The sequence below is a fragment of the Kitasatospora sp. NBC_00240 genome (assembly GCF_026342405.1).
GTDB lineage: Bacteria > Actinomycetota > Actinomycetes > Streptomycetales > Streptomycetaceae > Kitasatospora.
Genome location: NZ_JAPEMU010000001.1, coordinates 22302 through 36916 on the forward strand (window position 1 = coordinate 22302; position 14615 = coordinate 36916).

General features: G+C 74.4%; 16 protein-coding genes. 10 read left to right on the top strand and 6 right to left on the bottom strand.

Translation table 11 applies throughout. The annotated features are described in order from the left end of the window. Positions 1 to 72: 72 nt before the first annotated feature. On the top strand, positions 73 to 993 hold the full coding sequence (locus OG689_RS00110; protein ID WP_266326758.1) for an NADPH-dependent F420 reductase: 921 nt from the start codon (positions 73 to 75) through the stop codon (positions 991 to 993). 407 nt (positions 994 to 1400) lie between these two features. Then, positions 1401 to 1811, top strand: coding sequence for a GFA family protein (locus OG689_RS00115; RefSeq protein ID WP_266316459.1), 411 nt, complete (start codon positions 1401 to 1403; stop codon positions 1809 to 1811). Positions 1812 to 1856: 45 nt separating this feature from the next. Here the strand turns inward: OG689_RS00115 and OG689_RS00120 are convergent, their stop codons facing one another. Continuing rightward, complete coding sequence (locus tag OG689_RS00120) at positions 1857 to 2783, bottom strand: quinone oxidoreductase (RefSeq protein WP_266316461.1); 927 nt, start codon at positions 2781 to 2783, stop codon at positions 1857 to 1859. A gap of 632 nt (positions 2784 to 3415) precedes the next feature. After that, a complete protein-coding gene (locus OG689_RS00125; protein WP_266316463.1) occupies positions 3416 to 3988 on the bottom strand; it encodes a TetR/AcrR family transcriptional regulator in 573 nt (190 codons plus the stop codon). 123 nt (positions 3989 to 4111) lie between these two features. On the opposite strand from OG689_RS00125, the gene OG689_RS00130 reads away from it, so the two are divergent. Continuing rightward, a complete protein-coding gene (locus OG689_RS00130) occupies positions 4112 to 4552 on the top strand; it encodes a nuclear transport factor 2 family protein (RefSeq protein WP_266316465.1) in 441 nt (146 codons plus the stop codon). A gap of 85 nt (positions 4553 to 4637) precedes the next feature. Here the strand turns inward: OG689_RS00130 and OG689_RS00135 are convergent, their stop codons facing one another. Continuing rightward, complete coding sequence (locus OG689_RS00135) at positions 4638 to 5021, bottom strand: VOC family protein (RefSeq protein WP_266316467.1); 384 nt, start codon at positions 5019 to 5021, stop codon at positions 4638 to 4640. Positions 5022 to 5176: 155 nt separating this feature from the next. On the opposite strand from OG689_RS00135, the gene OG689_RS00140 reads away from it, so the two are divergent. Then, entirely contained in the window at positions 5177 to 5773 is a 597-nt protein-coding gene (locus OG689_RS00140) for a GNAT family N-acetyltransferase (RefSeq protein ID WP_266316469.1), read from the top strand. Between the two features lie 111 nt (positions 5774 to 5884). Here the strand turns inward: OG689_RS00140 and OG689_RS00145 are convergent, their stop codons facing one another. After that, positions 5885 to 6682, bottom strand: a complete 798-nt coding sequence (locus tag OG689_RS00145) for a VOC family protein (protein WP_266326760.1) — start codon at positions 6680 to 6682, stop codon at positions 5885 to 5887. 398 nt (positions 6683 to 7080) lie between these two features. Here OG689_RS00145 and OG689_RS00150 point away from each other — a divergent pair, with 398 nt between their 5' ends. The 4 genes from OG689_RS00150 to OG689_RS00165 all read left to right on the top strand — a co-directional run bounded on the left by OG689_RS00150 (position 7081) and on the right by OG689_RS00165 (position 9575). Next, positions 7081 to 7719: a TMEM175 family protein gene (locus OG689_RS00150; RefSeq protein ID WP_266316471.1), complete on the top strand. Its 639-nt coding sequence runs from the start codon at positions 7081 to 7083 to the stop codon at positions 7717 to 7719. 319 nt (positions 7720 to 8038) lie between these two features. Next, entirely contained in the window at positions 8039 to 8218 is a 180-nt protein-coding gene (locus OG689_RS00155) for a hypothetical protein (protein ID WP_266316472.1), read from the top strand. A 128-nt stretch (positions 8219 to 8346) separates the two neighbouring features. Beyond that, positions 8347 to 8715 (top strand): hypothetical protein, encoded by a 369-nt coding sequence (locus tag OG689_RS00160; RefSeq protein ID WP_266316474.1) that lies wholly within the window; start codon positions 8347 to 8349, stop codon positions 8713 to 8715. Beyond that, complete coding sequence (locus tag OG689_RS00165) at positions 8712 to 9575, top strand: hypothetical protein (protein WP_266316476.1); 864 nt, start codon at positions 8712 to 8714, stop codon at positions 9573 to 9575. Before OG689_RS00160 ends, OG689_RS00165 begins: the two co-directional genes overlap by 4 nt. Positions 9576 to 9840: 265 nt before the next feature. Here OG689_RS00165 and OG689_RS00170 read toward each other — a convergent pair whose 3' ends face one another. Further along, on the bottom strand, positions 9841 to 11061 hold the full coding sequence (locus OG689_RS00170) for a serine hydrolase domain-containing protein (protein WP_266316477.1): 1221 nt from the start codon (positions 11059 to 11061) through the stop codon (positions 9841 to 9843). Between the two features lie 625 nt (positions 11062 to 11686). On the opposite strand from OG689_RS00170, the gene OG689_RS00175 reads away from it, so the two are divergent. Beyond that, positions 11687 to 11947: a hypothetical protein gene (locus OG689_RS00175; RefSeq protein ID WP_266316478.1), complete on the top strand. Its 261-nt coding sequence runs from the start codon at positions 11687 to 11689 to the stop codon at positions 11945 to 11947. Positions 11948 to 12147: 200 nt separating this feature from the next. On the opposite strand, the gene OG689_RS00180 is transcribed toward OG689_RS00175, so the two are convergent. Beyond that, the gene (locus OG689_RS00180) at positions 12148 to 12816 is read right to left on the bottom strand and encodes a DUF4097 family beta strand repeat-containing protein (protein WP_266316479.1); all 669 of its coding nucleotides are present in this window, start codon (positions 12814 to 12816) and stop codon (positions 12148 to 12150) included. 243 nt (positions 12817 to 13059) lie between these two features. Here OG689_RS00180 and OG689_RS00185 point away from each other — a divergent pair, with 243 nt between their 5' ends. Next, entirely contained in the window at positions 13060 to 13836 is a 777-nt protein-coding gene (locus OG689_RS00185) for a helix-turn-helix domain-containing protein (protein WP_266316481.1), read from the top strand. The last annotated feature ends 779 nt before the right edge of the window (positions 13837 to 14615 follow it).

The following is a 14615-nucleotide window of genomic DNA, read 5'->3' on the forward strand; positions in this document are numbered from 1 at the left end:
TGCCGGTGACCGGAGTTCGGGACCCGGGCCGGGGGCGGTGGCCGGCTTTCGACGGTGGCCGGGGCGGTGGCGGTGCCCGGCCACCGCCACCGCCGGACCGCGCCCCCGGCCGCCCCGGCCCCGCCTGCCCCGGCCCCGGCCGCCGGCCGGCGGCCGGCGGCCGGCGGGCGTCGCCCCGATCCGTCGTCCCGGCCGCCCGCACGGCCGCCCGCACGACGGGCCGCCCGCCGGCACCCCAATGACCACAAGTCCCAACCCACGAAAAGGAACCGAGACATGCCCACCCTTGGAATCATCGGCAGCGGAAGCATGGGTACGGCCATCGCGAGGCTCGCGGTCGCCGCGGACGTCAAGGTCGCGATCGCCAACTCCCGCGGCCCCGAGACCCTCACCGCGCTCGTCAGCGAGCTCGGCCCGCTGGCCGGCGCCGGCACCGTCGAGCAGATCGCCCAGGACGCCGACCTCATCGTGCTGGCCGTGCCGATCCTCGCCTACCGCAGCGTCCCGGCCGCGCCGCTGCGCGGCCACACCGTGCTCGACACCAGCAACTACTACCCGATCCGCGACGGCCGGATCCCCGAGCTGGACTCCGAGAAGCTGACCACCAGCGAACTGGTGCAGCAGCACCTGGAGGGCGCGCACCTGGTGAAGGCGTTCGGCAACATCCTCGCCCACCACATCACCCAGCTCGCCCGCCCCAGCGGCGCCCCCGATCGCACCGCCCTGCCCATCGCCGGCGACCACGCCGCGGCCAACACCGCCGCCGCGGCCCTCGTCGACCGGATCGGCTTCGACACCCTCGACACCGGCCCGCTCGCCGACAGCTGGCGCTTCGAGCCCGAGACCACCGCCTACACCTGGCTCTACATGGCCGACCAGAACACCGCCTTCGAGGACCGCTTCGAGGCCCCCGGCGCGCCCTTCCCGATCGCCTCGCTGCGCACCGCCCTGCTGGACGTCAAGCGCGTGCGGGTCGCCGAACGCACCTTCTGACCCCGCACCACCACGCACCACCGCGCACCACCGCGCACCGACACCGACCTCCCCGTCAGGGTGGGTGCGCGGCGCACCGGCGGGGCGGCGGCGGGGCAGCGGGGCGGCGGGCCACGAACGGGTGAACGCGGCGCACCCGCACCTGTCCAAGGCCGCGCCGCGCCCGTTCCCCGTCCCGCAGCACCCCGGCCGCCGGGTCCCGGCCGGCCGGGACCGAAGGACCGTACCGGGCAGGGTGGTTGGTCCACCCGGCCCGGACGTCCGCCGGCCCCGGCCGCGGGCCACGGCGCGGACCCGTCCCGCTCCGTGCGGCGCTCCCGCGGTCCGCGTGCCGCGGTGGTGCGCCCGCCGGGCGCATGACATATTGCTGGGCACACAACCGAGCCAGGTCCCGGGGGGACACACCGATGAGCGACACCGACCAGCAGCAGACCCACACCGGCGGCTGCCTCTGCGGGGGGATCAGGTTCACCGCCACCGGCGCGCCCTTCTACCCCCATGTGTGCAGCTGCGACCACTGCAAGAAGCTCTCCGGCGGCCCGATGATGACCTGGGTGGGGTTCCCCCTGAAGGGCTTCAGCTGGGACGGCGAGGGCGGCGAACCCACCTGGTACGCGGAGTTCCCCGGTGCCGGACGCGGGTTCTGCCCCACCTGCGGAAGCCGGCTGTGCGCACTGGACGACGGCTCGGACGCGGTCTTCGTCACCCTGATGAGCCTCGACCGGCACGCCCTCGTGCCGGAGAACCAGCACTTTCGCGACGACGCCGTCAGCTGGCTCCCCCAGGTGCCGCACAAGGACCCCGCCCCCACCCCCTGAGCCGGGCGCCGCGGCGGGGGCGCAGCCGACGGGGGCGGTGCCCGGTCAGGGGATCAGCAGCAGCTTGCCGATCGAGCGGCGCTCCTCGAGGTCGGCGTGCGCGGTGGCGGCCTGCGCCAGCGGGTAGGTGGCGCCGATCGGGACGGTCACGCCGTCCGTGTGCACCCAGGAGAACACCTCCTGGGCGCGGGTGAGCAGTTCCTCGCGGGTGGTGATGAAGTCGGGCAGGGTGGGGCGGATCAGCCGGATCGAGCCCCGCGCGCCCGGCCCCATGTCCAGCGGGGGGACCACGCCGCTGGGCTGTCCGTAGAGTGCCAGGGTGCCGCCGATGCGCAGGGACGCCACGCTGCCGTCGAAGGTGGCGACCCCGACACCGTCGTAGACCACGTCCACGCCGCGGCCCTGGGTCAGCCGGGCCACCTCCGCGACGAAGTCGACCTCGGTGTAGCGGATGACCTCCTGCGCGCCCGCCTTGCGGACCGCCTCCTCCTTGGCCGCGTTGGAGACCGTGCCGATCACGCGGGCGCCCAGCAGTCGCAGCACCTGGGTCAGCAGGAGGCCCACGCCGCCGGCGGCGGCGTGCACCAGGGCCGTCTCGCCCGCGCGCACCGGGTGGCTGTCCCGGGTCAGGTAGTGGACGGCGAGGCCCTGCAGGAACACCCCGGCGGCCTGCTCGGCGCTCAGTCCGGCGGGCACCGCCACGACGCGTTCGGCGGGTGCCACGACGTGCTGCGCGTAGGCGCCCGGTGCCGACACCTCCATCGTGACGACCAGGTCCCCCACCGCGACGCCGTCGACACCGGCGCCCAGGGCGGCCACCACTCCCGCACACTCCAGTCCGGGCACGAACGGAACGGGTCGTGGATAAAGTCCGCTCCGCTCGTAGAGATCGTGGTAATTCACGCCGATCGCCGCCACGTCGATCAGTACCTCGCCCGGGCCGGGAGTCGGGACGTCCCGGTCTGTCGACACCAAAGCCCCAGGACCGCCGGTCCCGTTCACCACAACAGCACGCATCTTCTTTTTCCCTCCGAAGGTCGTGACTCGAATGTATGCAGCGCCCCGGACCATCACTTCTTCCGAATTGCCCCCCACCGTCCCGGTGTTACGCCTTCGTGCGGGAAATCGGATCCCTCACCCCGTCCGGCGCTTCCACCAGACAAGCCCCACCGCTCCCACGGATGTGCCCCGCGCGCCCGCCGGCGGGCACGGACGGCGGGACGGACGGCGGGCGCGGACAGCGGGCGCTTCGGTGACGGGCGCTCAGGCGCCGGGCGCTCAGGCGCCGTACGCTCAGGCGCCGTACGCTCAGGCGCCGTACGCTCAGGCGCCGTACGCTCAGGCGCCGTACGCTCAGGCGCCGTACGCTCAGGCGCCGTACGCTCAGGCGCCGTACGCTCAGGCGCCGTACGCTCAGGCGCCGTACGCTCAGGCGCCGTACGCTCAGGCGCCGTACGCTCAGGCGCCGTACGCTCAGGCGCCGTACGCTCAGGCGCCGTACGCGAGGCGCCGGCGCCGCCCCGGGTGCCGGCACCGGCATCCCGGCGTGTGCGGGGGCGCCCGGCGCGGAACCCGCCTTCGGGAGGATGGGACGGGACGACCGGTCAGCGGGGGCGCAGCCCGTCGAGGACGACCTCGAGGATCCGCTCCCGGGCCGCCGGGTCCGCTGCGAGCTGTTCCATCGCCTTGGTCGTGCCGGTCAGCAGGGCGATCAGTTCGGGCAGGCCCAGGTCGGGGCGGACCGCTGCGGCCCGTTGTGCCCCGGCCAGCAGTTCGGTCAGCTGTTCCTTGATCACCGTGCTCGACTCCCGCAGGGCGGAGTGCGCGTCCATGCCGGCCGCGGCGAGTGCCCGGGTGAACTCGTCCTTGCCCGCGGACTGTTCGACCACCAGGCGGAAGCAGTCGAAGAAGGCGTCGGCGGGCCGGGATTCGGCGGCCAGCCGTGTGGTGCGGGCCGCCAGTGTCTCCAGCCTGCTCACCATCACCGCCTCCAGCAGGGCCTCTTTGGTCGGGAAGTGCCGGAAGAGCGTGCCGACCCCGACCCCGGCGGCCCGGGCGATCTCCTCGGTGGTGACGGCGACGCCCCGGGTGGTGAACTCCTGGGTGGCGATGTCCAGCAGTCTGGCCCGGTTGCGGGCCGCGTCCGCGCGCAGCGGGCGTTGTCGGTCGCCGGTCATGCCTGTCTTCCCTTCACGGTCGGCGGCCGGAGGGCCGCCCTGGACAACCGGATTCGCCGGTCCGTATCGTTCTTACCGGAGTCGCCAGTCCGGTTCTGGTGACGATCCTGCCGGAGGTTGATCATGTCCGAAACGCTGTCGTCGCGCGAGGTCTTCCTGGAGCTGCTCGCGGGCATCACCGCGGGACGGTTCGCCGAACTGGCCGAACTCTATGCCGAGGACGCGGTGGTGGAGACCGTCTTCCAGCCGGTGGGGCCGCGCCGGCTGGAGGGGCGGGCCGTGCTGCGGGCGCGGTTCGCGGAGGTCGCCGCGCACTCGCCGCTGGATCTGACCGCGAGGAACGTGGTGGTCCGGGAGACCGACGACCCGGAGGTGGTCGTCGCCGAGTGGGACTACCAGGTGCACCACCGGGAGAGCGGGCGGGCCTTCGAGGCCGCAAACATCCAGGTGCTGCGGGTGCGCGACGGCCTGATCGTCCACAGCCGGGACTACCACGACCACCTGGCCCTCGCGACGGCCGGCGGCAACCTGCCGCAGCTGGTGGCGGCACTGGAGGGCGAGTAGCGCGAAATAAGGGGCCCCGGGGACCGGCTGCGGGAGCCGGGAGCCGGGGGCCGGGTCGGCGGCGTGCCCGGGCCGCCGCGGGCGCTCAGAGGGGCCGGACCCGGGCCCGCAGAAGGCAGAATTCGTTGCCCTCCGGGTCGGCCAGGACGTGCCAGCTCTCGGTGCCGCTCTGCCCGACGTCGACGGGCCGCGCACCGAGGGCGAGCAGCCGCTCCAACTCCGCGTCCTGGTCCCGGTCGGTGGCGCTGACGTCGATGTGCAGCCGGAGCTTGCCGGTGCGCGGGTCGCCGCCGGGGCTGAGGACCAGGGTGGGCTGCGGGCCGCCGAACCCGGCGTCGGGCGGCCCGATCTCGATGCTCCCGTCGTCCTCCCGGCCGAGTTCCCGGTACCCGAGGACCTCGCTCCAGAACGCGGCGAGCCGCTCGGCGTCGACGCAGTCGATGACCAGCTCACTGATGCGGCATGCCATGCCCGCCAGTGTACGCAAGCCCCCGGAGGCGGCTGACGGGTCGTCCGCCGCCCGGCCGGGCCCCGGATCTCGACACCGGAGCCGGCCGGACGTGCGACGGGGCCGGCGTCGGCTCGCTACGGTGGAAGGGTGCCGTCTGCCGCTCGGGAGGTCCGATGAAGTTCCCGCGGCCGGTGAAGTTCCCGCGGCCGGTGGAGCTGCGCACCTCCCGCCTGGTGCTGCGGGCCTGGCGGCCCGCCGACGCGCAGCCGTTCGCCGAACTGAACGCCGACCCCGAGGTCATGGCGCACCTTCCGGCGCCCCTGGACCGGGCGGCCAGTGATGCCCTGGCCGACCGGGCCGCCGCCGCGCTCCGGCGGGAAGGCTGGGGGTGGTGGGCGGTGGAACTGGCCTCCACCGGCGCCTTCATCGGCTTCACCGGCCTGTCGCGGACGACGTTCGAGGCGGCCTTCACCCCGGCGGTGGAGGTCGGCTGGCGGCTCGCCAGGCCGGCCTGGGGGCACGGGTACGCCACCGAGGCGGCCACCGCGGCCGTCGGCTTCGGCTTCGAGGCGCTGGACCTGGCGGAGATCGTCTCCTTCACCGCGGTCGGCAACCTGCGCTCGCGTGCCGTCATGGAGCGCCTGGGCATGACGCACGACCCGGGCGAGGACTTCGACCATCCGCGACTGCCGGCCGGGCACCCCCTGCGCCGGCACGTGCTCCACCGACTCACCCGCCCGGCGGCCGGCCCGCGCCCTCCCGGGCACTGACCGCGTGGCGCGCACGACCCGGCACGCGGCGCGACGGCCCGGAACGGCCGTACGCGGCGGTGGGACGGCCCGCCGCCCCGGCCGGTGGTCGGGGCGGCGGGCCGTCGGTGGTCAGGAGGGCTGCGCCGGTCCGGCGGCGGTGATCACCGCGAAGGTGCCGCCCTGGGGGTCGGCGAGGACCGCCATCCGCCCGGCCGGCATGTCGAACGCCGGGGCCATGACGCTGCCGCCGGCCCGGACGGCGGCGTCCTGGACGCTGTCGACGTCGTCGACGCTGAAGTACGACAGCCAGTGCGGCGGCACCCCGGGCGGCAGGGCGGAGAGGTTCATCATCCCGGCGACCGCGCGGTCGGCGACCTTGAACTCCGTGTACCCCTCGGCGCCCGGCATCTGTGTCGGGGCCGTGGTGATCGGCAGCACGGCCGTGTAGAACGTGGCGGCGGCGTCGGTGTCGCCGGTGTTCAGCTCGTTCCAGGTCAGCGCGCCGTGCTCGTTGACGATGCCCGCGCCGTCGAAGGTCCCCGGCTGCCAGAGGCCGACGACGGCGCCGGTCGGGTCGGCGACGACCGCCATCCGTCCGAGGTCCATGACGTCCATCGGGCCCATCATGACGGTGCCGCCGGCGTCGGTGACCGTCTTGGCGGTGGCGTCGAGGCCGTCGGTGGACAGGTAGGTGGTCCACACCGTCGGCGGCATCGGGTCGGGGGTGGAGCCGTCGGGGTTGGAGGCGCGCATGATCCCGGCCACCGGCTTGCCCTTGAGGGTGCAGACCGAGTAGCCGCCGGTCTCCGGCGGGCCGATCTCCCCCTGCCAGCCGAACAGATCGCGGTAGAAGTCGAGGGCGGCCTGCTGGTCGGGGACCATCAGGTCGATCCAACAGGGGGTACCGGGCTTGTAGGGGCCGTTCATGTCGGGCACGGATGCCTCCGAGGCGATCGCTTACCGATGAGGGACGGGCGGTTGCCTCCATACCCGACCAGCGCGGGCCGAATCGGGCCATCTGGCTGATTCTGGCCCCGGTGCGGCCGGTGCGGCCCGACCACGGGCGGGAGCCGCCGGGGCGGGAACGGCCGTGGGAGACCCGCGTTCGGCTCTCCCGGTCGCGCACGACCGGGGCCGGGGGCGGCCGAACGGGCGAGCGCCGTGGCCGGGCGGACGTCCTGCCCGGCGGTGCGGGGAAGAGCCCCCGCGGTGCGGCGGAGGGCGCCGCGGGTGCCTGCGAGCCGGCCCGGGCCGATGGTGTGTCGCAGCGCCCGCGACGGTCGGCCCGGCGGCGAGGATGGGCCGCAGCGACGAAGGAGGCTGCGGTGCGGGCGAGGAATCTGCGGAGATACGAGGAGCGCGCCGCGGACCGGATGATCTTCTTCTCCGACGCCGTGGTGGCGATCGCCATCACCCTGCTGGCCCTCGAACTGCCGGTACCCGAGGGTCCGACGGTCCCGGCGTTGCGGACCGCGGTCCGCGAGAACCTCGACCACTACCTGGCCTTCCTGATCAGCTTCGCCGTGATCGCCGGCGCCTGGGGCCAGCACAACCGGATCTTCCGCTACACCGAACGCACCGACGCCAGGCTGCGTACGCTCAACGCGTGCTGGCTGCTGACGATCGTGCTCAACCCGTTCGCGACCAAACTCCTCACCACGGAGGGGGACGACACCGACACCGTGGGCCTGCGGTTCGGCTTCTACGCGCTGCTGCAGTTCCTGGCGCTCGCAGCGGTGATCGCCATGGAGCGCCGGATGACCTCGCGCCGGCTGCGCGACCCGGAGGTCCCCGCCGAACTGGTCTCGGCCGGGGAGCCGGTGCTGTACGGGATGCTGCTGGGCTTCGGGCTGTCCGTCCCGGTGTTCTTCCTGACGCCCTACGGCTGGGTCCTGTGGATCGTGCTCCCGCAGGCCGCCGGGCGGCTGTTCCGGAGCCGACCGCACCCGTCGGCCGGCGGCTGACCGGCGATCGCGCCGGTCGGCCCGTCAGGACAGCGAGCGGGTACGGGCGGTGCGGCGGGGCCGCCCCGCCCACCCGAATCCTGCGCCATCCGTCCTCGGCCCACGGCCCGGTGCCGGGGACGACCAGGTCGGGGCGCAAGCGGTCCGTCGGGAACTGCTCGGCCCGCCGGTCGCCCGCCCGGTGGTCCTCGGCCAGGTGCCGGTCGAGCGCGGCCGGCAAGGCGGTCGTGGTGAGCAGCAGCAACGGGTAGCCGTCGACCCTCCACCGGGCGGGCCCCGGCGGCGCGGATGCGGTCCGGGACGGTCCGCGCGGCTTCGGGTGACGGCCCGCACGGAAGCCCGGGCCGACGAGCACGTCGCGTTCACCTCACCGCGGCTGCCGGCCGGCTTCGAGGCCGAGGGCCGGCACCGCCCGGCCCCGGAGTTCGTCGAGGGAAGCCCGGTCGACCTCGCACCGGGCGCCTGCTGCCCGCCCGGATCGCCGCCGAGGAGCCGGTGACCGTGATCCTCCCCGGCGAGCTGCCGGTCCACGCCTTCGGCCGACCCGCCCGGGGGATCCGACGCGCGCCTGCCAAGGGCGCTTCGTGTACAACGGTAGCGTCGAGCGAGGCGGACGGAGAGGCACGTATGCGGACACGGGTACGGGGTGCGGTCGGGGTGGCCCTGATGCTGGCGGCGGTACTGACCGGCTGCGGCACGGCGGACCAGCCACCGACAACGACCAGTACGACGGACGGCGGTGGCGGCAGCGGTGGGACGGCACCGGGGGCGAACGAGTTCTCGCAGTTGCCGACACCCAACGTGAGGACCAACCCGGGCAATCCCGGGGGCGGCGGCAACCCGTCCGTCGGGGTGGGCTGCCCGCCCGTCCCCTCCCCGTCCACCGGGACCGAGCCGCCCTGTCCCTCGCCCGACCCGAGCGACGAGCCCGGCACCGGGGGGAGCAGCGAGCCGGGCGTAGGGGAGAGCAGCGAGCCGCCACCGCCCGGCACGTGACCGAGGCCCCCACCCGGCCGACGGCGGACACCGACTCGGCGACGCCCGTCGGCCTGATCAAGTCGGTGGTCGCGCAGGCCTCCTTCCTCGCGGCGCTGATGTTCTACGCCGGCGTGCTCTACGACAGCGCGTACTTCGGCTACTTCCACCTCTCGTCGCTGTCGATCGGTTTCACCTTCGCCGAACTGGTGGTCCAGAGCCTGCGGCTGATGGCCGTTCCGCTGCTCGCCCTGCTCGCGGTCGGCCTGCTGCTCATGCAGGTGCCGGACCTGGTGCGGCGACTGCCCGGCCGTTTGGCGACCATCGACGTCGGAGCCTTCGCGGCGACGGCCCGCTGCCACGCGCTGGTGCTACTGGCCGGCGTACTCATGCTGCTGTTCTGGCGGCCGCTGCAACTCCACGGCTGGGGCTGGGTCGCCCCGGTCACCATCGCGGCCGGTCTGCTGCTCGGACAGACCAGGGCGGCCAACGGCGGGCGGAGGCCGCACGGGCTGTTCCGCCACGCCGTCCCCATTTTGGCCGCCGGTGTCTTCCTGCTCTGGGCGGTCGCCCTGATCGCCGCGCTGACCGGCCACAGCGACGCCGAGGCCGACGCCCGGCGTATCGAGGATCGCCCCGCCGTGGTGGTGTTCAGCTCCAAGAGCCTCAAGCTCAGCCCGCACCCCGAACTTCACGAGCAGTGCCTGGCGGCCGAGTCCGACACCCTCTACCGCTGCCGCTACGTCGGCCTGCGCCTGCTGATCACCCGCGGCGGCCGCTACTACCTGTTCCCGGTCGGCTGGCGCCACGACACCGATCCGGTCTACGTCCTCCAGGAGGGCGGGGGCCTGCGCGTCGAACTCCTCCCCGGCACCCGCTAGCGGGCACCGGACCGATCCCTCACGGCGAGCCGGGCGGCCGGCACCTGGGCGTAGCGGTGGACCGGGCGGCGAGTCAGCGCGCCGCCGGCCCAGCCCCGCCCGCCGCCACCCGCCGCCGGACGGCGCCGGGACTGCGGCGGACGGCGCCGGACGGCGGCGGGACAGCGGCGGACGGCGGCGGGACAGCGGCGGACGGCGGCGGACGGCGGCGGGACAGCGGCGGGTGGCCGACGGCGGGCGGGGTGTCGGCGCAGGGCCCGTCCGGTCAGCCGGCGGGCGCGGGGATCGGGTTGTCCGGCGCGAAGCGGGCGGCGATCTGCGCGGCGATCAGCTCGGCCGTGTTGACGTCCGGCGAGTCGGGGCCCTTGGTGGTGGAGACGGCGATGGCCAGGTGCTCGCACGGCAGGTAGGCCTGGATCGCCGCGTACCCGGAGAAGGACGGGTTCTGGAGGATCCAGCCGTTCTCCACCAGGACGGTGAAGCCGAAGTGCAGCGCCTCGGTGTTGTGGAGGCAGACCGTCGGCGGGCAGATGTCGGTCGGCCCGCCGAGGCCGACCGTGCCCGGGTCGAGCTGGGTGCGGAAGCCCTCCGGCGAGAGCAGTTCACCGGTGCCGATGGCCTGCGCCGAGCGGGCCAGGTCGCAGATGTCGGTGGTGATCACGGCGCCCCGCGCGGTCGTCCACGACGGGTTCCAGAAGGTGGACTCCTCGTAGATGCCGCGGTCCGAGGTGAAGGCGTGCAGCACCGGGGCCGGGATCTCGGGGGTGAAGTTGTTCCGCGTGTTGCGCAGCCCGAGCGGGCCCGTCACGCGCTGCTCCAGCAGCTCGTCCAGCGGGGTGCCGGTGATCTTCTCCAGGGCCTCGCCGAGCAGCACGAAGTTGGCGTGCGAGTAGCTCCAGTTGGTGCCCGGCTCGTACCAGAGCGGGTGGCTGTAGGGGTAGGCGAGCACGTCGTCGTCGGTCCAGTGGCGGAACGGGTGGGCCTCCAGCTCGGCGAGGAAGGCCGGGTCGGTGACGTAGTCGTGCAGGCCCGAGGTGCTGGAGCCGAGCATCCGCAGCGTGATCCGGTCGGCGTGCGGCACGTCCGGCAGCCAGCGCGAGATCGGCTCGTCGAGGCCCACCACGTGCTCGTCCACCAGCTGCAGCAGCACCGTGCCCATGTACGCGATGCCCACCGAACCGGCCCGGAAGTGCATGTCCGGCTCGGCCGGCACGCCCGTCATGGACTCGCCGAGCGCGGTGGTGATCAGGTCGTGGCCGTCGACGGTGACCTTGAGGAGCACCGAGTTGAGGCCGTACTGCTCCTTGCTCTGCCGGGCGATGTCGAGCACCGCCGCGGCCGGCCCGGAGGAGGGCTCCGGGGAGCGGACGCAGGCGTGCCCGCCGTGGGCGGAGCCGGTCAGGGCGAGGGCGCCCGCGGTGCTCGGCAGGGACGTGGCGATCATGATGGCGGCGGCGAGAGCCAAGGCCGCTCTGGTGCGTGTCATTCCGCACTATCTACGGACGGATGCAACGAAACCGGGCAGGACACTCGGCGCGGTCCTCCATCCGGCTGACACCCGCCGCACCACCGCCCGCACCCGGGCGGGGCCCACCCGCCGCGAGGCCCACCCGCCGCGAGGCCTTGACCGCCTACGACGCGGGACGGCGACGCGGGACGGCGACGCGGGGCGGCGGAGGTCGGTGCCGCGGTCCGCCGGGCGGTGACGACCCCTCGGGCGGTGACGACCCCTCGGGCGGGAGCGGCCCTTCGGGCGGGAGCGGTCCTTCGGGCGGGAGCGGACGGGGTCGGGCCCGGGTGGGGCCGGGCCTGGGTGGGGTCGGGAAAGGGTGGGGTCGGGAAAGGGTGGGGTCGGGAAAGGGTGGGGTCGGCGAATTCTTGACAGCAAGGCAAGGCTTGCCTAACTTAACCTCTCATGTCTTGGAACTTCTCCGGCCCGGCGGGTCCGCCCCCGGCCGCGCACGAGCCCGCCGGTGCCACCGAGCCCCCCGCCCCGGGGCAGGGGCGCCGTGCCGGGTCCTCGCGCCCCGGCGCGGACCGGCGTCGGCCGCTCCCGCGGGTGCCGGCCGGCCGCGTGGGTGGCGGCGAACTGCCCGGCGGGAGGCGCTGACATGCTCCCCATCGATCCGCAGGCGGACATCGGCCGGCGCGCCTGGGCGCCCTGCCCGACCTGCCGCACGCACGAGACCTGCGACTCCTGCCGTGACGGGCGGAACTGCGCGGACCACTGGCGCTACCTGCTCTCCAACACCGGCAGCCTCCTGCACCTCCAGTGCCCCGGCTGCACCGACGTCTGGGACCACGAGACGGGCTTCGGGGCCACCCGATCCGGCCTCGGCCGGCTCCTGCGACGGGCCCTCGGGCCCGGGTAGCACCCGGACGTCCGCCCGCCCCGGGCCGGCCCGGGGCGCCGTGCCACCGCGCCGAGGAGCAGGCGGCGGCGCACCACCGCCGGGGGCCTCGACCCGGGTCGCCCGCGAGAAGCCCACCCCGGCCCCCGCCCCCTGCCGGAGACCGCAGCGCGGTCTCCGGTGCCGTGGGTTCGGCTGCCGTGGACTCGGCTGCCGCCGGCTCAAAGGCTGCGAGCGGTGATGTCGCCGTGGGCGGTGGTCGCGTGGACGGTCAGCTCGGCGGCGCCGCCGGTGTTCCGGAACGCGTTGTGGATCCGGCCGTAGGAGGTGCCGGCGTCCAGGGCGGCGCCGACCCCGCGGGCGGCGCCGATCGTGATGTCACCGGCCAGGGTGCGCAGTTCGACGGTGCCGCGGACCGCCTCGGTGATCGTGATGTGGCCCTGCTGGGTGCTGATCCGCGCGGGGCCGCCGAGGCGGCCGACGGTGATGTCGCCGGCCTGGAGGGTGAGGTGGGCGCCGGCGGTCTCGTCGAGCTTGACGGTGCCCTGCGCGCCCTCGAAGGTGACCTCGCCGAGGCGCCCCACGCCCCGCAGTTCGGCGGCGGCGGCCTTGGCCTCGACCCGGGAGCCGGCCGGCAGCCGGACGGTCACCTCCACCGACCCGGAGTTGCCGAGGATCCGGTTCTTCGCCGGCACGGCCCCGATCCGCAGCACGCCGTCCGCGTACTCGACGGTGATTCGCTCCGCCGCCTTCACGTCCCGCCCCTTCGAGGCGTCCGCCGCCAGGACCTCCACCGTGCTGTCCGCCCGGTCCGCGGCGATGAACCGGATCCGCCCGGCCGGGATGTCGAGGACGGTGGTGATCGAGGTGGGGGTGTCGAACTTCAGCATCGCCGTCTCCTTCGTCGGTGGCGGGCGCTCCGTCGGCCCGCTGTTTCCGATGAGGGAAAAGCTACGTTGCGTTCATAGATCTGGCAACGCATTCGTTGCGCACAGCGCCTTTCACTGCAGGCCGAGGACACTATTTCATTGCAATGGCCTCAAGGGTAACGCAACAAACCCGATCAAGACGTTGCAATGGAATGAGCGTGAACGCTATAGTCGGGGACACCACGGACGACGAAGGAGACCGCGATGCCGGGAGGCAGGCTCACCCAGCAGGAACGTCAGCAGATCGCGCTGGGACTGGCCGACGGCCTCGCCTACGCCGAGATCGCCAGACGCCTCGACCGCCCCACCTCGACGATCACGCGCGAGGTGATGCGCAACGGCGGCCCCACCGGCTACCGCGCCGACCTCGCCCACCGGGCCACCGAGCACCGCGCCCACCGGCGCAGGCAGGCAGCCCCCCGGGGGTCGGAGGCGCTCCCGCAGGCCCACGGGCGCGACGCCGAGGCCGTGCGCCAGTACGAGGAGGTCTTCACGACCGTCATGATGCAGTCGGGCATGCCCCAGATGACGGCCCGGGTGATGACCGGCCTCCTGCTCTCCGACACGGGCAGCCTCACCTCGGCCGAACTCACCCAGCGTCTCCAGGTCAGCCCGGCGTCCGTCTCCAAGTCGATCACGTTCCTCGAAGGCCAGGGCATGGCCCGCCGGGAACGCGACGAACGCCGCCGTGAGCGCTACATCGTCGACAACGACATCTGGTACCAGTCGATGATGGCCAGCGCCCGCTCCACCGCCCAGATCGTCGAGACCGCACGGCAGGGCGTCAGCGTCTTCGGCTCCGACACCCCCGCCGGCGCCCGCCTCGAAAACGTCGCCCGCTTCCTCGACTTCGTCTCCGAGAGCATCGCCCGCGCCGCGGAACAGGCCCGCGAGATCCTCCACGCGATGCCGACGACCACGGACGGCGCCGCCCCGCCGGATCCGGACGGCGCACGGACGGCCGTCCCGGACGAGGACTGACACCACGCGCCGGTCCGGGCCGCCGGCCGCCACCGGGAAGGACGGTCGCCCCCCGACCGGGCCCCGAGCGGCAGGCCCGGCACACCGGTCGGACCGGCTCGGAGCGTCGGGGGGCGGGGCGTCCGGGCGGCATCCACACCGGCGGCCACTCCCCCACCCGGTTCGTCCCCCACCGCACCGGGGCAACGGCGCCCGGGCGCAGGTCCGGCCGGCGCATCCAGGCGGCCCGCCGCTGGGCGGCCGGGTCCGGGTCGAGGACCAGGTACAGTCGCGGCCCGGCCAGGCCGGGCAGCACACCGGGGTCGTGGCGCTGCAGGCGGTACCCGTACAGGCCCGCCGCCCGGAGCTGCTGCGCCAGCTCGGCGCCCCGGCAGAAACTCCTGACCGTGACCTCGGCGCTCCTGCCGTCCAGCCGGTGGACCAGCGCGGAATGGTCCATCACCTCGCCCACCGCCCCCGGCGGCCTGCTCCGCCCGCTCCGACCGCTCCGACCGCTCCGCCCAGGAGCGGGCCGGGGCATCGCGGGGCTCGCACCGCCCGGTCCGGCGACGGCGCAGCGGGGCGCCGCGCGCCCGGGAGGGTCTGCCCCTCCCGGGCCGCGGGCCGCCGCGGATCCGGGTCAGGGCCAGGGTCAGGGTCCTGCGGTTGACCGGTCCGGTGCCGGGACGTCCCCTGCGTCACCATGCCCCCCCGGCAAGGTCGTACGGGCACCGGCCGCACCCTGGCGCGGCCATCGCCTCGTCGTCATGAGCTACGGACGTCCGCGGAGGGCGGCCGGT